This is a genomic window from Paeniglutamicibacter kerguelensis (assembly GCF_017876535.1).
GTDB lineage: Bacteria > Actinomycetota > Actinomycetes > Actinomycetales > Micrococcaceae > Paeniglutamicibacter > Paeniglutamicibacter kerguelensis.
The window spans coordinates 143,028-163,605 of sequence record NZ_JAGIOF010000001.1; the positions used below are offsets into that span (position 1 = coordinate 143,028).

The following is a 20,578-nucleotide window of genomic DNA, read 5'->3' on the forward strand; positions in this document are numbered from 1 at the left end:
GGATCGTGTTGTTCTGTGCGTTCGCCTTCCTGTGGAATCGAATTCGGCGCGCCGAAATGACCAACCGGATCAAGGATGCCAATGAGCGACCCTTCTAGCCCCGGTCAATTCAACGAGCTGATCCATGCGCCACTCAGGCTGCGCATCTGCGCGAGCCTCGCGCCGGTGCGATGGGTGGAATTTTCGCACCGGCGCGACGCGCTGGATGTTGCGGACTCGCTGCTCAGTAAGCATCTCAAGCAGCTCGCCGACGCCGGCTACGTCTCAATCGACAAGTTTGCCAAGCTTGGCCGCGGCCATACCCGTGTTTCGTTGACCCGCGAAGGTCGCGTTGCCTATGTTGGGCATGTTTCCGCCTTGCGGGAGATGCTCGGCTAGGAAAACTGCCATTTTGCGACACTGCACCCTTGACTGTAAGCCGCGCCACAAATAGCATGTAAGGCAACTGTTGTTTCATATTGGACAACTTATGGTTGTTGGCGTACCCGTCGAGGACGCAATGTCGTGGAGGAAAGTCATGGAAGAAATCCGCATTGAAGAAAACGGAAACGTGGGGCCCATCGACGCCTCAAGGATCCCGCGATTCGCCGGACTCGGCACGTATGCGCGCCTGCCTCGCATCGACCAGGTCCCCAACGCCGACATCAAGGTCATCGGCGTTCCTTTTGACGCAGGCGTGTCCTACCGACCGGGCGCCCGCTTCGGATCGACGCACATCCGCGAATCTTCGCGCCTTCTCCGCCCCTACAACCCGGCCCTGAATGTTTCCCCCTTCGCCCTGAGTCAGGTTGTCGACGCCGGGGACATGGCGGTGAACCCGTTCAACATCAACGAGGCCATCGAAACGATCCAGCAAAACGCCCTGGACCTGACCGCCGACGGCTCCTCGTTGGTGACCTTGGGCGGGGACCACACCATTGCGTTGCCCCTGTTGCGGGCCGCATCCGAACGCGCCGGGGCGCCGGTGGCCATGCTCCACTTCGACGCCCACCTGGATACCTGGGACACCTACTTCGGTGCCGAATACACCCACGGCACACCCTTCCGCCGAGCCGTGGAAGAGGGCATTCTCGACACCGAAGCCATCTCCCACGTGGGAACCCGCGGCCCGCTTTACGGCAAGAAGGACCTCGAGGACGACAAGCGCTTCGGCTTCGGCATCGTCACCAGCTCCGATGTCTACTACCAGGGCGTGCGCGAAATCGTGGACAAGCTCCGCGACCGCATCGGCAACCGTCCCCTCTACATTTCGGTGGACATCGACGTGCTTGACCCGGCGCACGCACCGGGCACCGGCACCCCCGAGGCCGGCGGCATCACCAGCCGCGAGCTGCTCGAAATCATCCGCGGCCTGCGCGGCATGAACATCGTCGGCGCCGACATCGTCGAGGTCGCACCGGCCTACGACCACGCCGAAATGACGGGCGTCGCGGCCTCCCACGTTGCCTACGACCTGATCTCGCTGATCTCCGACAAGCGCGCAAACGACAAGAAGGAAAGCGAATGACCTCGGAGATGTCCGGCAACCTGGCCCAGCGCAACGGCGGGGACCTTGTCATCGAGACGCTCGAGGCACTCGGTGCCAAGACCGTCTTCGGCATCCCGGGGCAGCACGCACTGGGGCTCTTTGACGCCTTGTCCCGATCGGACCTGCACTTCGTTTCCTCCCGCGTGGAAAACAACTCGGCCTTCGCCGCCGACGGCTACTCGCGGGCGACCGGCGAAGTGGGCGTGCTCTTCCTGTCCACGGGACCCGGCGCGCTGACTTCCCTGGCCGGCCTGCAGGAAGCCTATGCAACGGGCGTGCCGATCGTGGTCGTGGCAAGCCAGATTCCGCTGGACGGACTGGGCGCCCGGCGCAAGGGCATGCTGCACCAGCTCGATGACCAGAAGGCCTCGGCCGCGAACGTCACCAAGTCCCAGCGCACCGTGCACCACGCCTCGGGGATCCCCTCGGCCATCCAGGATGCCTGGGCGGATGCCATCACCGTGCCGCAGGGCCCGGTCTGGGTCGAGGTGCCCCAGGACGTGCTGCTCGCTCCGGTGCTGGTCCCGCCCGTCGTCGACGCGCTGGCCGAGGCCTACGAGCACCCGCCGCGCGTGGAACTCGTCAACGAGGCAGTGCGCTGGCTCTCCGAGGCCCGGCGTCCGGTCATCGTTGCCGGCGGCGGCGTCCGCCGCGCCCGCGCCGAGGCCGAGTTGCTGGCGGTCGCCGAGCTCTTGGGCGCCCCGGTCATTTGTTCTCCGGGCGGCAACGGCGCCTTCCCTTGGAACCACGAGCTCTCGCTGCAGTCGTGGGTCGAGGACCGGCACGCCACGGAGGTCCTTGAGGACGCCGACGTGCTCATCGTCGTCGGCTCCGCCTTGGGCGAAGTGACAAGCAACTACTTCACCCTCGAACCGCGCGGGCACCTGATCCAGATTGACGCGGAACCCCGCGTGCTCGAATCCAACCGCCCCGCCTTGGGCATCCGGGCCGACGCCAAGGCCGCGTTGGAGTACCTGCGCGATGCACTGGTCAAGGTCGAGGGCGGCGTGAACGCCGACTGGCACGGAAACACCCCGCAACAGGTGGTCTCCGAAACGCTGGCAAAAGTCGCCGAACGCCTCGACTCGCAGGACCTGGCCAAGGAACGCAAGTTCATGGCCGACATCCGTGCCGCGGTTCCGGCCGGGATGCAGACGTTCTGGGACATGACCATCTCGGCTTACTGGGGCTGGAGCTGCTGGGATTCCAAGGACGGGCAATTCCATTCGGCGCAGGGCGCCGGCGGACTCGGCTACGGGTACCCCTCGGCCATCGGCGGCGCGCTCGGCCTGCAGGTCGCGGGCGCCTCGGCCGCCGAGGCACGCGTCCTTGCCGTTTCCGGCGACGGTTCCTCGATGTACTCGATCGCGGAGCTTGCCACGGCCAAGCAGCACAACGCGCCGGTCACCTGGCTGATCGTCGACGACGGAGGATACGGCATCCTGCGCGAATACATGGTCGGCGCCTTCGGCAAGGCAACCGCCACCGAACTGGCCCGCCCCGACTTCGTGGCGCTGGCCGAGTCATTCGGCGTCCCGGCCCGACTGGTGGATCACACCAACATCCGCGAGGCGCTGGAGGAATCCTTCGCCGCCGACGGACCCAACGTGGTGGTGGTGCAGACGCTGCTCAAGATGTTCGCGCCCACGCACCTGTAGACGGCCAATTTTCGGTCGGTTGTGCAGCGATGGGGGCCCGGTTCATGAAACCGGGCCCCCATCACCGTCTGCGGGCGTTCGGTCAGCTGTCCACACGGGAGGCCCATTGCGCCGATCCAGCATTTTGGCCGCCCCGTGTCACGTTCACCGCGCGGCCTCCGGATCTTCCGGTGCATTCTCCCGGCGCTCACGAATCAGTTCCTTGTTGCGCACCAAGCGCAGCGCCGTGACGAGAAGCAGGCCGCCGACCATGTTGAATAGCAGCGTGTAGCCGAACCAACCCAGCCAATCCATGTAATCGATGGGGACCCCGGCATGGATGGCCCCGAAGATGAACAGCGAGTCGAGCACGGAATGGAACAGCTGCAGCCCGACGAGCATGAACCCGTCGGCCACTGCCACTGCCATCTTCGCCACGTCGGAGTCGGTGCCTTGCTGCATGCGTGTCATCAGCGTGATGGTGCTGCCGGCCAGTATGGCCAAGCAAACCGACTGCCAGTGGAACCCCGCATCCACGAAGTGCAGGGCCGCCTCTTCCAGCTCGGGCTTCCATTCCGGAAATGCCTGCACCACAATCCACATGTATATCCACCCGCCGACGAGGTTCATCACCAGGGTTCCGCCCCACAGCTTGAACAGCTGTCTCAGGCTGGCCTCCTTGGCGGCCACCGCGGCGATCGGCACCAGAAACCCCTCGGTGAACAACTCGCTTTTGGCCAGCAGCAGGGCAACCATGCCGATGCCGAACGCCAGCCCCGCCAGCAGGTGGTTGTGCGTTTGGTGCATGACCGCCAGGTACGCCATCACGCCGACGCCGACCTCCAGCCCGCCGAAGGTTCCGGTGACCAGGACGGTGGTCCACGAGCGGGCCAGGCGTTGGGCCCCCTCCTCGACGATTCGGTCGAAGTGCTCCTCGATTTCCTCCTCCACCGGGGCGTCGTTGTCACCCAGCTGTCGCCGACGTTCATCACCTGTCATCGCTTCCAACCTCCCGCGGGGTCAAGCTGTCGAAGTTTTGGTCATGCCTTGGAGCACTGGACGGTCGTGTTCAAAGGATGGCATTACATCGCGGATCCGGCCATACTTGCCCGCTGGTCCAACAGGCGGTACCAACCAGCTGGCGGGCGTGGCGTCCGCCGGAATGATGCTTTTCCGGCACATGTGCAATCATTGCCGGGCTCGCGCGACCAGAATCAATACACTGGCAGCACCACGAAGCAAAGCAGCGGCAGGAGCTTGATGTCGCCGGCAACCACCACTGCGATGAACATGGCAATCCACTTGTCGCGGGACACCGCCGGGACGGCTCCCAGGGCGCCGAAGGTGATCGCCAGGCCGTGAATTCCCCGGCCCGACCCACGAACTCCACCATCTGGGTACTGCCCTTGAAGAGGGGCAGTGGAACGCCGAACGTACCCAGCGATTCCAGCATCCGCCCACCGAGCGTGGTGCAGATCAGGGCTTTTCAGGCGTCCGAAAAGACCGTGGAGCGGCTGAAAAGCACGGACCTCAAGAGTCCGACGACGGTGGCGAGGCACGCCACGAGAGCCGCGGTGGGCAACATCGCCGTCGCGGGGGAGTCCACGGGCGGCAGTGCTGGCGCCCGTAACTGCTGCCCCTCGAGAATCAGCGGGGTCACCGAGACCGTGCTGGCGGAAAACAGCTGAGACCACCGTTCTTTGTTGATAGAGCGATGCCCCGGATCCGAATGGATCCGGGGCATCGCTCACCCGCGGCAGAACCGCTCATGCCCCGATGGGGTACCTGTCGGGGGCGGTACGCCACTGCGTGCTCACAAGTCGAGTACGAGCCTTTTTCCCTTGCAGCGACTCACGCAAAGCATCATCACTTTGCCGGCGTCTTGATCGGCGGGAGTCAGGTATTCGTCTCGGTGATCGGGCTCGCCTTCGAGCACCTTTGTCTCACAGTCGCCGCAGTAGCCTTCTTTGCACGAGAAGGGTTGTTTCGGAACAACCTTGAGAACTTCATCCAGAACATTCACGCCCTCGGCGACGGTCAAGGTGACACCCGTTCGCCGCAACTCCACCTCGAACGAATCGCCGCTGGTGTCCACCGGTCCACTTGCCGAGAACCGTTCGAAGTGCAGGCCGCCGAGGTGGCTGTGCGCGGAGAACGCCTTAGCGACGGCGTCGAGCATTACGCCGGGGCCACAGGCGTAGATCATTGTGCCCGCCGGTGCATCCGCCAGGATGGCAGGGAGATTGGGGTACCCGCGCTCTGCTTCGATCCACAGGTCCACCTGGTCGCCGAGTGAACTCAGCATTTCCCGATAGGCCATCGAGCTGGCGCGTCGGCCGCCGTACACAAGCGACCACTGCGCGCCGGTGTTCCGGGCTTGCATGATCATCGGGATCATCGGCGTGATTCCGATCCCGCCACCGATGAACAGGTACGAGTCCGCTTCCACAAGATGGAAGTTGTTTCGAGGAAGGCCGATGCTCAGCTCGATGCCGGCCTTCACTGCCTCGTGAAGTTCCTTGGATCCGCCGCGGCCGTTCTCGTCGCGCAGAACGGCGATCGTGTACTTCGATCGATCGTCTCGGTCCCCGCAGAGCGAGTACTGGCGTGACAGCCCCGAAGGAAGCGTCACCTCGATGTGGGCTCCGGGCTCCCAATCCGGTAGAGGATGTCCTTCCGGATGTTCGAACGATACTTCGACGACGTCGTCGGCGGCAGCTGCCACATGGGTGACACGCAGGGTCAGACGTTCGAGGGTGGTGATCATGGGCTCATCTCTTTCGCTGCTTTAACAATCTGCTTCAGGTTGCTTGGAACCTCGAGCGATGTTGCTGGTTTTTTGATTTCGGAGCAGAAATTGCTCATCGATGATGACTCCTTTGCGGACTGCGGCCAGGCACTCCATAACCAGGGCGATCATCTCGTTTGCGATCTCGGGTACGTGTCCGTAACTCATCGGGTACGCCGTTTCGAAATGCGGAGCGACCCGCATGTTCAAGGTGTTGATCAGGATTTGCTGTACTCGCTCGCGTCCGCCTGCTCAACGGTTTTGGTGCGTGCCAAGCGCTTGGAAAGGATGAACCAACACACGGTGGTGAGGAGGATCGGGCCGGCGAGCAGCAACACGATGTTCTGTGCCGGCCAGGCGAACCCGAGAAGGATACCGGCAATCGCGGGTCCCACGATTGATCCGATTCGCCCGGCTGCGGCCGACCACCCGACGCCCTTGGCGCGGACGGACATCTCGTAGATCGACACCGCGATTCCGGACTGTCCGACCGTGCACGCAGTGATTCCCACGCCAGCGATGCAGATCAGGATCATCAGAACGACAGTGTTCACCGGAAGCAGTGCGACGGCGGCCGTCGCGAGTGCCCCGATCACGGACATCACAACCAGCGATCGTGCAGCACCGAACTTCGCCGAGACCGCCATGAGGATGAAGCCGCCACCCATTCCTCCGAGGCCGAAGAACGCCAGCCCCAGGCCCGCGGTGGATCGAGATATGCCGAAGTCTTCGAACAGCGTCGGCAGCCAGGACTTCAGGGTGTAGCTGACTACGAAGACGAGGAAAGTGGCTGTCCACAGCAGCAGCGTCGACGCACGTAGTTCCGGCCCAAGGATGGCGGCGGCAGTGGAATTGTCGCTCGTGTTCTTTTGCCCGGTGTGCTCTGAAGAATTCGGGATGAAGTAGGACAGCAGGACCGCAAGACCGATCGGAAGCGCACCGGCAAGCCAGAGCACCCCGGCAGTGCCGAGAGCATTGATGAGAAGCCCGCCGGAGAAGCCTGCGATCGTTGTGCCGGTGATGAGGCCAGTGGTGATGAACACCGCGATTGGCTGCCGCTTTTCCGCGGGGCCGTTCTGTGTGCCGATGACGATGGCGGTAGGCGCCACAATCCCCAATCCGATACCAGTGATTGCGCGGGTCACGCTGAGGAGGGCCATGGACTCAAGGGGGAGAGTCGCGGCACTCATCAAAGTGGCGATCCCAAATAGCGCGGTACCAAGCACCAAAGTCCGTTTCAGTCCCAGGCGTTGCGACAGTGCCCCGCACGTGAGGTATCCGATGACGACGCCGACGCTGGTCAGAACTAGGGGATAGGTGAACGCAGCGGCCTTCAAGCCCCATTCTTCTGCAAGGTGTGGAACAAGAAGCGCGAGGATGGCGGTGTCGAAACCGTCGATGAAAACCGCGAAAAACGCCAATCCCAGCACGGCTTTGCGGATTGTTTTTGGCGGCGTACTACTGAATTTCATGTTGTTGTCCATGTCTTGGGCTGCTCCCTAAGTGCGGTTGAACGTTCGGATGGATTGCGGGTCCGGTAAGGCAGCACCGCTAGTAGCCTCTGAGGCGAGCGGATCGTCGTTGCAGCCACGATCTCACCGGCTCCGGGGAGGCTCTGCCGGCAAGTCTCGGCGTTAGTCGCCGCGACCGGGGCAGGAAAAATCTGCTAATCCGCGATGGCTCCGGCAGGCGCCAGTGCCCACCGCCCTCACGTCAAGATCGAGCTCGAAGGAGCGAACCAATATTGTTGTCAGGGTCACTCTTCCATAAAAATGTGATCTACATCTCGACTGCTTGTAGTATCGTATGACAATAAGTTCGAATGCAAGTGTTTGCCGAAAGAAGTTCCACGAGTCGACTCGGATCATTGGGTTGGGTCGGTGGGCCAAAGCGGAGCGGGCTCGGTCGTGGGCGGTTTCGTTGAATTCGGAACGCGCGCCATCCTGCGGCCCTTGCTCCGCGATTGCCGAAGTGTCGGTCGGTGATGGTTCGTGGCCTCGGTGCGCGGCCGGCCCGGTTGGCGCACGCGTCCAATGCGGCGAGGTTCTCGACCTGGAGGCCCCCGCCTAGCACCTGCGGGTGACCATTGACACAACCGTAGTATCGTAATACGGTAATTTTGAAGTTGCGGGCTATCCACCCCTGCCCATGGCGGTCGATCCGTCGTTGACAACGTTGTTATAAGGAGTTGATGTGAGCGTTCTTGATAACGAACCACTGATGGAGTCCGAACTGGCCGAATTCATCGGTCACGGCGAGCTCGTCCCGCTGCTGGCGGCACTGGCCCACCTCACGGGCGACCGTCGCTACCTCGACTTGGAATGTCGGCCCCGGTCCGTGACGGTCCTGGGCAGGCCCATCGCAGGGGCGAGCGATGACGCGGCACTGGAACTGGCGATCAGCGGGCTGAAGGCGATCTCTGGATCGGATCCGGACTTCGTGGGCTCGACCGTGGATCGCGAACTTATCGAATACCTCGTTGGTGAACCGATCGATGACGGCACCGAGGACATGCTGCGCTACCAGTTGGGCATGCCCCATGATCAAGGCGCGCCGCGCTGGCAGGCCTCGACGTCATCGGACGCCGGACTCTCCGTCGCCATCATCGGCGCCGGCATGTCTGGAATCTTGATGGCCCGGCGCCTGGACCAGGCCGGCATCCCCTATACGGTGTTCGAGCGCAATGCGGACTTCGGCGGTGTCTGGTACGAGAACACCTATCCGGGCTGCCGCGTCGACACCACCAACTACATTTACAGCTACAGCTTCGCCACTCGTGAGAACTGGACGCACGACTTCTCGCTGCAACAGGCGGTCCGCGGCTACCTGCATGAGGTGGCCACCGAATACGGTGTCGATAGGAACGTCCGCTTCGGGACGGAACTGCTGGCCGCGACGTACAACGAAGCCTCCTGCACCTGGCAACTGAAGCTAAACGGCCCGGACGGGCCGTACGACGCCGAGTTTTCCGCAATGGTCTCCGCCGTCGGCCAGCTGAACCAGCCGAAGATCCCCGATGTCCCGGGGCTTGGCTCCTTCGCCGGCCCCGCCTTCCACACGGCGCGCTGGGAGCAGGACGTGGATCTCGCCGGCAAGCGTGTTGCCGTCATCGGCACCGGAGCCAGTGCCTACCAGGTGATCCCCGCGATCGCCGATCGGGTGGAGAGCCTGACGATCTTCCAGCGCAGCGCGCCCTGGATGGAGTGGACCCCGGCCTACACCGACGAGGTCAAGCCGGGCTTGCGCTGGCTCTTCGAGAACGTTCCCACCTACTCCCAGTGGTACCGCGCCTACCAGTTCTGGATCACGGCCGACGCCCGCCGCCCGTACTACACCGTCGATCCCAACTGGGACCAGCCGGGATCGGTCTCCGCGGAGAACGAGGAACTGCGGCAGCACCTGGTCAGCGGGCTGGAACGGCAGTACCAGGACCGCCCGGACCTGCTCGAGCAGGTAATTCCCTCATATGCTCCGTACTCAAAGCGACTGCTTCGCGACAATGGGCAGTGGGCGAAGACGCTGCATCAGCCGAACGTCCGACTCGTCTCGGACCACATCGAGGCCATCGACGAACAGGGCATCCGGACTTCCGCGGAGCACGTCGACGTCGACGTCATCATTTTCGCAACCGGGTTCAGGGCCTCCGAGATCCTGGGTCCGGTCGACGTCACCGGCACCAACGGCCGGAAATTGCGCGACGAGTGGGCCGGTGACCCGAAGGCCTACATGGGTGTCGCGGTACCGGGGTTCCCCAACATGTTCTGCCTGTACGGGCCCAACACCAACGTGGTGGTGAGTAGCAGCCTCTTCTTCTTCGCAGAGAGCGCGGCCAACCTCGTGGTGTCGGCCCTCGAACACCTCGACAAGACCGGCGCGGGCGCCGTCGAATGCACCAGGGAAGCCCTGGACCAGTTCGTCGCCGAGATCGACGAGGCCAGCGAGCTCACTTCGTGGGGAGCCTCGAACGAATCGACCTGGTACAAGGGCGCCTCGGGTCGGGTGTCGCAGAACTGGCCGCTGCGCGTGCTCGACTACTGGAGCGGGACCCGTGAGTTCCCGCTGGAGAAGTTCCAGGTCCTTCGACCGGCCGTCCGTGATTTGGAGGTCGCACGATGAGCGCGATGTCCCTGTCCCACTACTGGATCCCGGGCATGCAGGGCGTCCCCATTCTTCCCACGGTTGAAGCCGAGCATGTGCTGAACATCGATCGTGGTGACGCGATCCGGGTCCAGAATGTTTCGGCACCGTCGCACATGGGGACCCACATCGACGCGCCGAGCCACACCTTCGCCGACGGGCGCACCATCGACGAGTACCCGCTGGAGCGGTTCATCGGCTCTGCGGTGATTTCGTCTCCGACATGCTCGTACGGCACCGCCATTACGGTCGACGACATCCTCGCGGGCGGGCCGGAGCCGAAGCGCGGTGACATGCTCTTGATCCACACCGGGTGGGGCGAGAAGTTCGGGGACCCAAGCTACTTCAATCATCCGAGTCTGGACGAGTCGGTGGCTGTCTGGGCCGCCGAGCTCGGGCTTGGCCTGATCGGCATGGATCTGTTGACGCCCGAGCTGCCGGCGCAGGACCGTGACGCATCGTTCGCCTTCCAACTGCACCGAGGTCTGTTGGGTGCCGATGTGCTGATTGCGGAGAACCTGATCTTCCCGCACATCGAGGAACGCCGGGTGCGGGCAGTTGCCGTGCCCGTCGCCCTGGCCGGGGGCGATGCCGGCTGGACCAATTTCGTTGTTGAGTGGTGATAGGAGCCGTGAACATGAACATGTTGAACATATCGTTGGGTGCCATCGAGATCGCCTACTACGACGTTGGACCGCGCGACGCGGAGGATGTCATCGTCCTCCTGCACGACGGCGCGTACGGCAGCTCTGCCAAGCTCGCGTGGGAGCGGATGATGCCCGAGCTGGCCGGGAGCTTCCGCGTGATTGCGCCGGACCTGGTTGGCTACGGGTCCTCCAGCAAGGTCACGTTCTTTGACCGCCCCCCGCAGGCTGCCCACGGAGACGTGATCGCGGCGTTCCTCGCCAAAGTGGGGATTGAAGCGCCGCGGGTTCATGCCGTCGGCTCGTCGTTTGGGGGGAGCGTGGCTGTCACCGCCGCCCGGATGCAGTTCGGGCGACCGTGGACCTCAGCCGTCTCGATCGGCGGATCCCTGGGTTATGGCCGGAACGGTGATGCCTTCGACGAGCTGCAGCGCTACGACCAGTCCCTGGAGGACGCCCGTCGGATCACTGGCTTGCTGGTCGAGGACGTCGACCGGTGGGAGACCCACGTGAAGGAGCGCCATGCCAACGGCTTGCTGCCCGGTCACTGGGAGGCCTTGTCGGCGGCTAGGGTCAAGGCGCCGCAGCGTAACGGGGCTGCCGGACCGCCACCGCTTTCCGAACGACTGGCCAGCTGCCAGGCGCCGGTCCTCTTCGTCGAAGGTGAAGATGACCAGCTCCTCGTCCGCGGGTGGACGGAAGATCTGGCCGCGATGGTGCCGAACGGGAGGGCGATAACCGTTCCCGGTGCGCACTGCCCGAATATCGATCGTCCCGAAGGTGTACTTGAAGTTATTGTGAATTTCGTAGAGAGCGTTAGCTCAGAAAGGCAGGTCGTGTCGTGACAAATGGAGTCATTTTTGCGTGGTCAACCCCGGTCGAGGGTCATGAGGAGGCGTTCCACACCTGGTACGACGACGAGCACATCCCTTCGCGGGTGAACCTGCCCGGCATCGAGGCTGCCAAGCGGTACGTCAACGTCAAGCCCGGATCGACTGCGCAGTTTGCCGTTCGATACGACGTGTCGAACGTCGAGGTGTTCGACTCCCCTGAATTCAAGCAGCTGCGCACGGATCCGTCTGCGGAGACCCGCAAGGTCATCGAGAACACCGTCGATTTCGATCGCTTCGTGGGCGAGGAGATCATCTCGCAGGGCAACAACTGGCATGCGATCGACCCCACCTTGATGTATGTCGTGACGTTCAGCGTTCCCGAGGACTACTGGAACGAATTCGAGGCGTGGTACGCGACCGAGCACTTGCCGATCATGCTTGCCGAACCGCTCTGGGCCGGCTGCCAGATCTACCGCTGTCTCGACAACGACCGGAGCGGCGGTGCGCCCGGAAAGGAAGCGCCAGATTCCTGGACGCACGTTGCCTTCCACTCGCTGCGCAGCGAGGACGCCATGCAGAGCCCTGCTCGAGAGCGTGCCCGCGCGACCGCTTGGCGAGAGAGGCTGTCCCAGAACGCCTGGCATCGTGCTTCGGCACGCCATGTCTTCGAGCCGCTGAACCAGTGATATAGGGATCCGACGGGATAGAATTAAGCTCCGAATTGGTGTACTACGGTATGATGAAGGTCAAGGAAAGGGGATCACCATGACAGAACTCGCAGGTGCCTATCGAGTTGCCCGTAGCGCGGCGCCCGTTCGTGAGCAGGCGGTGATCCAGCTGCGTAGCCTTCTGGCTGGAAGATTCCAGCCGGGGGAGCGGGTTACCGAGGCGACCGTGTGCGAACTCCTAGGCACCAGTCGGACCACCGTTCGAGAGGCCTTGAGGCAGCTTGAGACCGAGGGGCTTATTGAGATCGTTCCTGGCAAGGGTCCCACGGTTGCCAGGGTGAGCGAAAGCGATGTCCGCGATCTGTATGAGATCCGCGAGGTCTTGGAATCGTTCGCGATCATGCTCTTCACGGAGCGTGCCACCGCGGACGAGAAGGCACGACTCGCGTCTGCTTTCGGCGACCTCGAGAAGGCTCACGCGAGCGGCGAGGCCACTCGGGTTCTCGAAGCCAAGCAGGCCTTCTATGACGTTCTTTTCGAGGGTGCCCACAACAACTCCATCTCAGCATTGTCCCAGAGGATCTACTACCAGGTTGCTCGGGTGCGGCTGGCGTCCTTGTCGGCCGAACGGATCCAAGCAGGAATCGGAGAGCTGCGGATCGTTCATGAGTTCATGGCGGCCGGCTCTGCACGGGAAGCCCAGGATGCTTACGCTGTACACATGCGGAACGCGCGCGAAGCAGCTGTCGAGGCTGTCAAGCGGTTCAACTGACGTTTAGATTGCCTATGAAGCGAGGGCCTGGATCCGGTATTCCACCGGATCCGGGCCCTCGCTGTTTTGGCGGGATCCGTTCGGTGTTGTACCGGCGGATGTGTTCGTCCAAGTGCGGACAGCGCATCGGCGCTGATGTGCCGGACATCGATTGGATATGCCGGCTCCCTCGAAGATCCATCACCGGGAAACATTCCGGTACCGGAGGCCCAGGTTCGAATGCGCTTGCGGCTGCCTGCCGGGCTGCAGACGGGTCGGCGTCGGCTGCGGTGACCACCCGCTTCCGATTCGGGGCCACCGTGCGCCGTTCATCCAGGGATGAGTTGCAGCGTTTCCTGCGCTGGCACTTCCCTGCGGGCTTCGTGACCGCCGTCGCGGGTGTCTCCTGCAGTTCGAGGGCTTGAAAACGGGTTCGCGATAGAAGAATGTCGATCGGGCATGACCGGCGACCTGCCGCGGCGCCGGGAGCGGGAAGCTGGCCCTGAGGGCGTCGAAGGCCCGATTCCTCGCGGCCGACTTATGCCTTCACGGCACGCAACCGCTCCGGTTCAACGCTTCCGCCGGGTATGGGGTCTCGGACGTCCGCGCCCTCGCCACGACAAGACCCTTGCCCGCTTTTCGGTAAGTGCCGGTGAAAACCGACCGCCCTCCCTGCACCGCGAAATCCGCGGGCAGCCTTGCCAGTGAGAAACCCTTCGACCAAGGCGAGCGCGAATTTAAACGAGTTGACCCGCTTGGCCGCATTGACCACAGGGGCTCATAGGCCACGGATCCTCCGCCGACGATGGGGGGAGGTTGACTGGCCAGCGGGTCGCGCGCTGCAAGGCGGCACCTTGCCTGTAAGGCCTTTCGCGGCCACGCTAGAGCTGCTCACGCTGTTCTCCTGGCGGCGAACTGATTGCTCGCATTAAGCTGCGCCCCGGGAGTCTGGAATGAATTTCTCGCCCCAGACTCCCGTGGAGCAGTTCACTGTGAGGGTAGGAGCCTTTTGGTATCCCCTCCGGGTATTGACGTATCGCCATACCGTAGTACGATCGGACGGTAGGTTGAAAACGTGTCATTCGTGCAGGGTTGGAAAGGATGTTCAAAGTGGCTACAGCAGGTGAACGCGTCAGCGATTTGTTGGCAGAGTTGGGCGTGGATTACGTCTTCGGCGTGGTGGGCTCTTCTGCCATGGAGATCTACGACGGTCTCCATACGCACCCACGCGTCAGGTACATCGGCGCTCGCGACGAGCGTGCGGCAACCGGCATGGCAGACGGATACGCCCGCGCCAGCGGATCGCTCGGGGTGGTGTTGGCCGGCCAGAGCGGCCCGGGAGTCACGAACCTTGTCTCCGGACTGGCTGCGGCCAAAGCGGCGCACACTCCCATTCTCTCGCTTGGCGGATCGGTCTCGACCGACCAGTGGCACAACGATGCATTCCAAGAGGTGGACCAGGAAGCTCTCATCCGGCCCGTGGCCAAGGCGGTGCTCACCGTTCTGAAGCCCGAGCGGGTGATCCCCATGATCGAGTACGCTGCACGGCTGGCGATGAGCCATCCGATGGGACCGGTGCATGTCAACCTTCCTCGTGACGTCCTCATGGGACAGGCCCCGGAGGTCCAACTGGGTGGCTCCCTGAAGCCGTCCAACCCGAGCCACCCAGAGGCCATCGAACATGTCCTGCGCCTGATCGGTTCCGCCGAACGACCCGTGATCGTGGCCGGCGGCGGGGTCAAGAGCAGCCGTTCGGGGGAGTTGGTTGAACGGCTGAGTGACATCCTTCGGATACCGGTCGTCACCTCGGCGGGTCACCGGGACGCGGTGAACAACGAACACCCGTTGATGCTGGGCCAAATGGGACCACGAGGCGGAGCGCTGGCCGCAGCCGTCGTGGCCGAGGCCGACCTGGTCATCGGGGTCGGTACACGCTTCGGATTCAACTCCACGTTCTTCGAGCCGGAGACGTTCCGCAAGGACGCTCGACTCGTTCAGGTCGACGTCGACTCCGCAAGCCTGAACCGGTACTGGCCCGTCGAACTCGCCGTCATGGCCGAGGCAGGATCCTTCTTGGCGGAGTTGCTGTCGCGCGTTGACGAGGGCGCCGTGTCCGGCACCGACGCGGTGTGGTTCGAATCCGTCAAGGAGCGAGCCGCACAGTACCGGGAAGAACGCGCGAGCCTTCCTGATACCAGCCACAAGAGCCCGTTGGACGATGCCACCCTCTTCCACACCTTACGCCAGTCGCTGCCGCGGGAATCGATCATTAGCCTCGATGCCGGCACCTGGTGCCTGAAGGCTTCGGAAGCCCTTGACCACGCGCTGACGCCGTCCCTGTTTACGCCCCTGGACTTTGCCTCTCTCGGGTTCGCGTTCCCGGCCGCCATCGGTGCACAGTTGGCTTGCCCGGAGCGTCCGTCGGTGGCACTGCTTGGAGACGGCGGAGCGCTCTATGCGATCGCCGAACTCAGCACGGTGATCGAGCACGACATCCCCGTCACGATGATTGTCATGAACAACTCGGCTTGGGGTGCGGAGAAGGCGTACCAGCACGACTTCTACGAAAAGCGCTACATCGGGACGGACCTGCCGTCCCACGACTTTGCGTCGATTGCGGAATCCTTCGGGATCCGGGGTCTGCGCGCGGACAGCGCGCAGAGCCTCGAGCTGGCCATCAAGGAGGCGTTTGCCGACCAGCGGCCGACGGTGATCGACGTTCGCATCGACCCGGAGATCCTGTTCAGCTTCCGCAAGGACGTCTTTAGGAAGTTCAAGTGATCGGCGCCCAGCGTACCGCGGTCGTCACTGGCGCAGGCCGGGGGATCGGGAAGGCGACCGTCGAGGTTCTCGAGGCGCAAGGCGTGCGCGTGGTCGGAGTCGACCTCGCCGGTGCCGACATCAACGCCGACCTTTCGACGCCGGAAGGGCGCGCGGCTCTCGAAGCCGGCGTTCTCGAGCTATGTCCGTCCGGCATCGACGTCATCGTGGCGAACGCTGGAGTGCTCACCGATGACGAGCTGAGTATCCAGGTCAACTACTTCGGTGCCGTCGAGACGCTCGAGCGCCTGCGCCCGATGTTGCGTGCCGACGCACCGCGCGTGGTCGTGGTCGCGTCCCGCTCCGTCTTGAAGCCGGTCGATGACGCCATCGTTGAGGCATGCCTGGAAGGCGATGAGGCGCTGGCCGTCTCGTTGGCGCGGCAGTCCGAATCCCGGCACCTGCTCTATGCGACCAGCAAGCGAGCGATCGCCCGGTGGATCCGGCGCAACGCCGGGCTGCCTGTCTGGGCAGGAGCCGGCATCGCGCTGAACGGCGTCGGTCCCGGAGCTGTCCTGACGCCGATGATCGCCGAGCGGGATCCGGCCGAGCAGGCGCGGCTGGCGGTCGAACGTCCCATGCCGTTGGGCGGCATGGCAACCGCCGAGGAAGTGGCGGAGCTGATTGCCTTCCTGGCGGACGCCAGAAACTCGAAGATCGCGGGACAACTCATCTTCATCGATGGCGGCGGCGAAACGGTGATGGGCCACGAGGACATCTGGGAAGCCATGCTGAGATAACTCCCGCTCGGACGGTGAATTGACGGAAAGGATCGGCCGTCCGCGGCGGTTCTTCTCCTGACCGAAGAGCTTCCCATGCTCGGAGGGCCGTGATAGTTTACGACAATATGATGGTATGACAAGCAGTCGAGATGATTTTCATTTTCTCGGCGGATGGAGGCAGCATGAATACTACACAGTTAGACAACGGCCAGCCGTCAGGGTGCCCGTTCTCCAAGCCCAAGGACTTCATCCCTTGGGCACCTGAGTTCGTCCAGAACCCGTATCCCACCTTCAAATGGCTTCGCTCGCTTGGCCCTGTCGCCTATTCCGAAGCGATGGACTATTGGGTGGTCAATAGCCGCGACGCGATCAAGGAAATCCTGATGGACGAGGAGCGATTCTCCGCGAACCTCATGCTCAGCACCATGACGAAGTGGCCCGAGGACGTTGCGCGGGAATTGGCCGCCGTGATCCCAGATCGTCCAATGCTCAAAGATCTTGATGGCGAGCCGCACGAGAAGGCCAGGCGTTTCCTTCGTTTCGCCTTTACACCCAGACGGCTCGAATGGATCCGCGAAGACGTCGAACGCATCGCCGACGATTGCCTGGATTCATTGTTCGCCGACGGTGACGGTTCCGGTGACATTGTCCGGAGATTCACAGACATCGCACCCATTCGTGTGCTGATGAAGTTCTTGGGTATTCCCGATGACATGGGTGAGCAGATTCGGGCGTGGTCGCACAACCGCGAGGACATGTTGCAGGGCAACCTCACCGAGGAAGAGCTGCGCGCCGGCGTACAGCCGTTGAAGGACTATTACGCATACGCACGTCAGCGTATCGAAGAGCTTGAAGCCAATCCGGGCGATGACTACATGAGCGAGGTCATCCAGCTGTGGAAGGAAGAACAGCCGGACAACGTTGTCTGGGATGACGTCCTCAACATCCTGATGTCATTGATGAACGCCGGCCACGCAACAACGTCGGACCTGTTCGGCAACGGTCTGTGGGCGTTGCTGACCCACCGTGAACAGTGGGACAAGTTGTGCGCTGACCCGGATCTTGTCCCCGAGGCCATTGAGGAGATGCTGCGATGGGAAACCAGTGTTCCTGCGTGGCGGCGCAGGGCGCTTGTTGACCTTGAGATCGAAGGCCACCATATTCCCGCGGGATCAAAGATGTTCCTGCTGCTTGGGTCGGGCAACCGGGACGAATCGGTGGTGTCCGACGGAGAGCTGTTCGACATCGAACGCACCGACGGTCGCCAGTACCTGACATTCAGCGCGGGCGCCCACTACTGCTTGGGGCAATCGCTGGCCAAGCTTGAGCTCAACACGTTCTTCCGGCGGCTGGTCGCCCGGTATCCGCAACTCGAGCTGCGAGAGGGCTACGTTCCCGACTACCGCGTCAACGCGTTCCACCGCGGCCCGAATTCATTGCCGGTCGAGCTGGGACCGGAACCCCTCGTTGCCGGCGCCGGCGCTTTCGTGGAGAGGGATGCACGATGAAAGTAACGATCGATGGTTCCAAATGCGTCGGCGCCGGCAACTGTGAAGCGGACATGCACGACGTCTTCGAGGTCCAGGACGTAGGCCCGACCAAGGTGGTGGGCCAGCCCAAGGAAGATCGAAAGCGCCTGCTGGAACTCGTCATCGGCAACTGCCCGGCCCGCGCGATTGGCCTCGGCTCATGAGAAGGTGCCTGATCGTTGGAGGGTCGGCGGCCGGGATGCGCGCAGCGGCTGACCTGGTTGCCGGCGGCTACGACGGCAGCGTGACGGTGGTTGACGCGGATCCGCTCGCGCCGTACGACCGGACCGTGCTCTCGACCGGTGTCTTGACCGGTGCCAAAAAAGTAGAGGATGCCGTTCTCGACGTACCCGACGGTGTCGAGCTGTTGCGTGGTATCCGGGCGCACCAATTGGACACGGCGAACCGAACCGTCCGCACGAACGCCGGCGACCTGTCCTACACCGAGCTCGTCCTCGCGACGGGCGGCGTGGCATTCCTGCCGGACGCCTGGCGGGACATGGAGGGCATGTTCACCGTGCGCAGCCTCGACGACGCGCAAGCACTGAGGGAAGCGGTCGGCCCGGATTCCCGCGTGGCTGTCGTCGGCGGTGGTGTCCTGGGCATGGAGATCGCAACAAGTCTCGTCGAACTCTGCAGCCGGGTCGAGGTGATTGAAGCTGCGGGTCTTCCCCTCGGCCGGGTGCTTCCGGCCGAATTGGGACGGTTGCTGCGCGATCGCGCGGCAAGCCATGGCGTGACTCTGACCTGCGGAGTTTCTGTTGAGTCCATGGACCTCACAGCCGGTGCAAGTCGGCTGACGCTCAGCGACGGCCGCCTCGTGACAGCCGATGTGGTGGTCGTTGCCTTGGGCAACCGGCCCGCGACGGGATGGCTCGCAGGCTCCGGCCTGACGATCGAGGACGGGGTGGTTTGCGACGGTTGGCTGAGGACCGGCGCGCCCGGGGTGTGGGCCGCCGGGGACCTCGCGCGGGTTCGGGACGGGGGCGCAGGTTCCGAGCGCTCCGAGCACTGGACCCGAGCAGGTGAACACGGGGCCTACATCGCGCGGTCGATTCTCCTGGGCGAGGACGGGCCTGAATTCTCGGCTCTCTCCTACGTCTGGACGGACGTCCTCGGGACGCGGATCCAGGTTCTGGGGACGTTGGCGGCAGACCGGCTCGTGCTGGTCCGGAATATCGCTGACGACAAACAACTCGCGGTGCTCGCCGCGACGCCCGACGGTGCCGTATGCGGTGCAGCTGTCCTCGGGTGGCAGCGGCTGGCATTGTCGGTACGCCGGCAGATGAACCAGGGCGTCTCACTGGATGAGCTGCTCAGTTCCCTTCCACAGCATCGGCTCGACGAATCATCGATGTCCCATGCCTGACCGTCATCAACTGGCGGGCAACGGCGCTCCGTGCATTGCCCGCCAGTTGATGAAGGCCCCGGGGACATCGTCGACACAGGCCTTTCCGCTATGCCGCTTGTCGAAGCTCGTTGGCCCCTGCCGGGGTGCGCTGCGCTCAGGGGCGCAAGCGTGACGCCCGAACTCAGCCTGGGACTCGCGGCGCTGGGAACCTTTTTCGGCGCCGCCATGCAACGCGTGACCGGCTTGGGGTTTGCGCTCGTCAGCGTCCCGTTCCTGATGCTCTCGCTCGGACCACGGGAGGGCGTATTGCTCGCCAACCTCCTGGGACTGTGCACCTGCATTGTTGTCGCCGTGACGACGTGGCAGAACATCTGCTGGCGCAGAACCCTCACACTGATACTTGGTGCGGCAGTCGGCATACAGCTCGGCGCATGGACGTCGCTGGCCATTCCTGCTCCGTACCTGATGATCGCGACCTCCGCCATGGTGCTCGTTTCGTTGTCACTGGTGAGTGGTGCTTCGACCCGGGTCACTCAGGCCTTGGAGGCGTCGGCGACCGGATGGCAGTGGAAGTCCCGCGTGCTCGCCGGCACGATATCGGGCTTCATGAACGCAGCAGCCGGGATCGGAGGCCCGCCTGTCGTGGTGTTCGGGAAAGCCGTGAGGTGGCCTCAGATGTCCTTCGTGGCCTCCTTGCAGGCCTACTTCATCGTGCTCAACGCCATGGCGCTCGCCACGAAGGGCATGCCGGCGTTGCACTGGGCCACAGTGGTCACGGTCCTCGCCAGCCTTGCAGTTGGCGTGGGTACCGGGTTTCTCCTGCACCGGCGGATTCCGCAGGCAATCGCCTTGCGATTCACCGTCTGGGTTGCCGCACTGGGCTCGCTGGCCGTGGGGATCCGGGGACTGCTCCTGATTCTGTGACGAGCGCCGCTGGCTTGATGGGCTGCGACATCACAACGTCAGGCCCGCGGACCCGGGATCGTCGTGGCCCGACTCGGCCGCGACAACGAGACGAAGTTCGTTACCAGCTGACATCCGGCAGATTACTTTCCCGCTTGCCCAAGTGCGGAGCTGGGTAGGACGACCCACGTACGAAAGAAACTTGGGGACGACCTGAGTGGTCTGTGGACTCCTGCCTCAAATATCGGGAATCCCGAAGCCTATCTG

General features: G+C 63.4%; 18 protein-coding genes. 15 read left to right on the plus strand and 3 right to left on the minus strand.

The window, feature by feature from the left end:
- Positions 1–81 precede the first annotated feature (81 nt).
- The 3 genes from JOF47_RS00625 to JOF47_RS00635 all read left to right on the plus strand — a co-directional run bounded on the left by JOF47_RS00625 (position 82) and on the right by JOF47_RS00635 (position 3,186).
- Complete coding sequence (locus tag JOF47_RS00625; RefSeq protein WP_209995259.1) at positions 82–378, plus strand: transcriptional regulator; 297 nt, start codon at positions 82–84, stop codon at positions 376–378.
- A gap of 139 nt (positions 379–517) precedes the next feature.
- Positions 518–1,507, plus strand: coding sequence for an agmatinase (speB, locus tag JOF47_RS00630; RefSeq protein WP_209995261.1), 990 nt, complete (start codon positions 518–520; stop codon positions 1,505–1,507).
- Positions 1,504–3,186, plus strand: a complete 1,683-nt coding sequence (locus JOF47_RS00635) for a thiamine pyrophosphate-binding protein (protein ID WP_245356197.1) — start codon at positions 1,504–1,506, stop codon at positions 3,184–3,186. Before speB ends, JOF47_RS00635 begins: the two co-directional genes overlap by 4 nt.
- A gap of 144 nt (positions 3,187–3,330) precedes the next feature.
- Here JOF47_RS00635 and JOF47_RS00640 read toward each other — a convergent pair whose 3' ends face one another.
- On the minus strand, positions 3,331–4,164 hold the full coding sequence (locus JOF47_RS00640; protein ID WP_209995263.1) for a formate/nitrite transporter family protein: 834 nt from the start codon (positions 4,162–4,164) through the stop codon (positions 3,331–3,333).
- Between the two features lie 359 nt (positions 4,165–4,523).
- On the opposite strand from JOF47_RS00640, the gene JOF47_RS00645 reads away from it, so the two are divergent.
- Complete coding sequence (locus JOF47_RS00645; protein WP_209995265.1) at positions 4,524–4,853, plus strand: hypothetical protein; 330 nt, start codon at positions 4,524–4,526, stop codon at positions 4,851–4,853.
- A 125-nt stretch (positions 4,854–4,978) separates the two neighbouring features.
- Here JOF47_RS00645 and JOF47_RS00650 read toward each other — a convergent pair whose 3' ends face one another.
- Together JOF47_RS00650 and JOF47_RS00655 are read right to left on the minus strand one after the other, a co-directional pair.
- Positions 4,979–5,932, minus strand: a complete 954-nt coding sequence (locus JOF47_RS00650) for a PDR/VanB family oxidoreductase (RefSeq protein ID WP_209995267.1) — start codon at positions 5,930–5,932, stop codon at positions 4,979–4,981.
- Between the two features lie 239 nt (positions 5,933–6,171).
- On the minus strand, positions 6,172–7,437 hold the full coding sequence (locus JOF47_RS00655) for an MFS transporter (protein WP_209995269.1): 1,266 nt from the start codon (positions 7,435–7,437) through the stop codon (positions 6,172–6,174).
- A 709-nt stretch (positions 7,438–8,146) separates the two neighbouring features.
- Between JOF47_RS00655 and JOF47_RS00660 the strand changes: the two genes are divergently transcribed.
- The 11 genes from JOF47_RS00660 (at position 8,147) to JOF47_RS00710 (ending at position 20,332) form a co-directional block, all read left to right on the plus strand.
- Positions 8,147–10,069: a flavin-containing monooxygenase gene (locus JOF47_RS00660; RefSeq protein ID WP_209995270.1), complete on the plus strand. Its 1,923-nt coding sequence runs from the start codon at positions 8,147–8,149 to the stop codon at positions 10,067–10,069.
- Positions 10,066–10,713: a cyclase family protein gene (locus JOF47_RS00665; protein ID WP_209995271.1), complete on the plus strand. Its 648-nt coding sequence runs from the start codon at positions 10,066–10,068 to the stop codon at positions 10,711–10,713. Before JOF47_RS00660 ends, JOF47_RS00665 begins: the two co-directional genes overlap by 4 nt.
- Before the next feature lie 14 nt (positions 10,714–10,727).
- A complete protein-coding gene (locus JOF47_RS00670; protein ID WP_209995272.1) occupies positions 10,728–11,579 on the plus strand; it encodes an alpha/beta fold hydrolase in 852 nt (283 codons plus the stop codon).
- Positions 11,576–12,253 (plus strand): DUF4286 family protein, encoded by a 678-nt coding sequence (locus tag JOF47_RS00675; RefSeq protein ID WP_209995273.1) that lies wholly within the window; start codon positions 11,576–11,578, stop codon positions 12,251–12,253. Before JOF47_RS00670 ends, JOF47_RS00675 begins: the two co-directional genes overlap by 4 nt.
- Before the next feature lie 79 nt (positions 12,254–12,332).
- Positions 12,333–13,007: a GntR family transcriptional regulator gene (locus JOF47_RS00680; protein WP_209995274.1), complete on the plus strand. Its 675-nt coding sequence runs from the start codon at positions 12,333–12,335 to the stop codon at positions 13,005–13,007.
- 1,089 nt (positions 13,008–14,096) lie between these two features.
- A complete protein-coding gene (locus tag JOF47_RS00685) occupies positions 14,097–15,767 on the plus strand; it encodes a thiamine pyrophosphate-binding protein (protein ID WP_209995275.1) in 1,671 nt (556 codons plus the stop codon).
- Positions 15,764–16,546, plus strand: a complete 783-nt coding sequence (locus tag JOF47_RS00690) for an SDR family oxidoreductase (RefSeq protein ID WP_209995276.1) — start codon at positions 15,764–15,766, stop codon at positions 16,544–16,546. Before JOF47_RS00685 ends, JOF47_RS00690 begins: the two co-directional genes overlap by 4 nt.
- Before the next feature lie 164 nt (positions 16,547–16,710).
- Positions 16,711–18,036, plus strand: coding sequence for a cytochrome P450 (locus JOF47_RS00695; RefSeq protein WP_209995277.1), 1,326 nt, complete (start codon positions 16,711–16,713; stop codon positions 18,034–18,036).
- The gene (locus tag JOF47_RS00700) at positions 18,033–18,221 is read left to right on the plus strand and encodes a ferredoxin (RefSeq protein ID WP_209995279.1); all 189 of its coding nucleotides are present in this window, start codon (positions 18,033–18,035) and stop codon (positions 18,219–18,221) included. The genes JOF47_RS00695 and JOF47_RS00700 overlap by 4 nt, the downstream gene beginning before the upstream one ends.
- On the plus strand, positions 18,218–19,426 hold the full coding sequence (locus JOF47_RS00705) for an NAD(P)/FAD-dependent oxidoreductase (protein ID WP_281070224.1): 1,209 nt from the start codon (positions 18,218–18,220) through the stop codon (positions 19,424–19,426). Before JOF47_RS00700 ends, JOF47_RS00705 begins: the two co-directional genes overlap by 4 nt.
- A 150-nt stretch (positions 19,427–19,576) precedes the next feature.
- A complete protein-coding gene (locus tag JOF47_RS00710) occupies positions 19,577–20,332 on the plus strand; it encodes a TSUP family transporter (RefSeq protein WP_209995283.1) in 756 nt (251 codons plus the stop codon).
- Positions 20,333–20,578 lie beyond the last annotated feature (246 nt).

What these genes read in the sequence shown, in the direction of transcription:
- JOF47_RS00670 (WP_209995272.1), top strand. Translation starts at nt 10,728, where the DNA reads ATGAACATGTTGAACATATCGTTGGGTGCCATCGAGATCGCCTACTAC.
- speB (WP_209995261.1), top strand. Translation starts at nt 518, where the DNA reads ATGGAAGAAATCCGCATTGAAGAAAACGGAAACGTGGGGCCCATCGAC.
- JOF47_RS00650 (WP_209995267.1), bottom strand. Translation starts at nt 5,932, where the DNA reads ATGATCACCACCCTCGAACGTCTGACCCTGCGTGTCACCCATGTGGCA.
- JOF47_RS00680 (WP_209995274.1), top strand. Translation starts at nt 12,333, where the DNA reads ATGACAGAACTCGCAGGTGCCTATCGAGTTGCCCGTAGCGCGGCGCCC.
- JOF47_RS00695 (WP_209995277.1), top strand. Translation starts at nt 16,711, where the DNA reads ATGAATACTACACAGTTAGACAACGGCCAGCCGTCAGGGTGCCCGTTC.
- JOF47_RS00625 (WP_209995259.1), top strand. Translation starts at nt 82, where the DNA reads ATGAGCGACCCTTCTAGCCCCGGTCAATTCAACGAGCTGATCCATGCG.
- JOF47_RS00655 (WP_209995269.1), bottom strand. Translation starts at nt 7,437, where the DNA reads ATGGACAACAACATGAAATTCAGTAGTACGCCGCCAAAAACAATCCGC.
- JOF47_RS00705 (WP_281070224.1), top strand. Translation starts at nt 18,218, where the DNA reads ATGAGAAGGTGCCTGATCGTTGGAGGGTCGGCGGCCGGGATGCGCGCA.
- JOF47_RS00640 (WP_209995263.1), bottom strand. Translation starts at nt 4,164, where the DNA reads ATGACAGGTGATGAACGTCGGCGACAGCTGGGTGACAACGACGCCCCG.
- JOF47_RS00700 (WP_209995279.1), top strand. Translation starts at nt 18,033, where the DNA reads ATGAAAGTAACGATCGATGGTTCCAAATGCGTCGGCGCCGGCAACTGT.
- JOF47_RS00665 (WP_209995271.1), top strand. Translation starts at nt 10,066, where the DNA reads ATGAGCGCGATGTCCCTGTCCCACTACTGGATCCCGGGCATGCAGGGC.
- JOF47_RS00635 (WP_245356197.1), top strand. Translation starts at nt 1,504, where the DNA reads ATGACCTCGGAGATGTCCGGCAACCTGGCCCAGCGCAACGGCGGGGAC.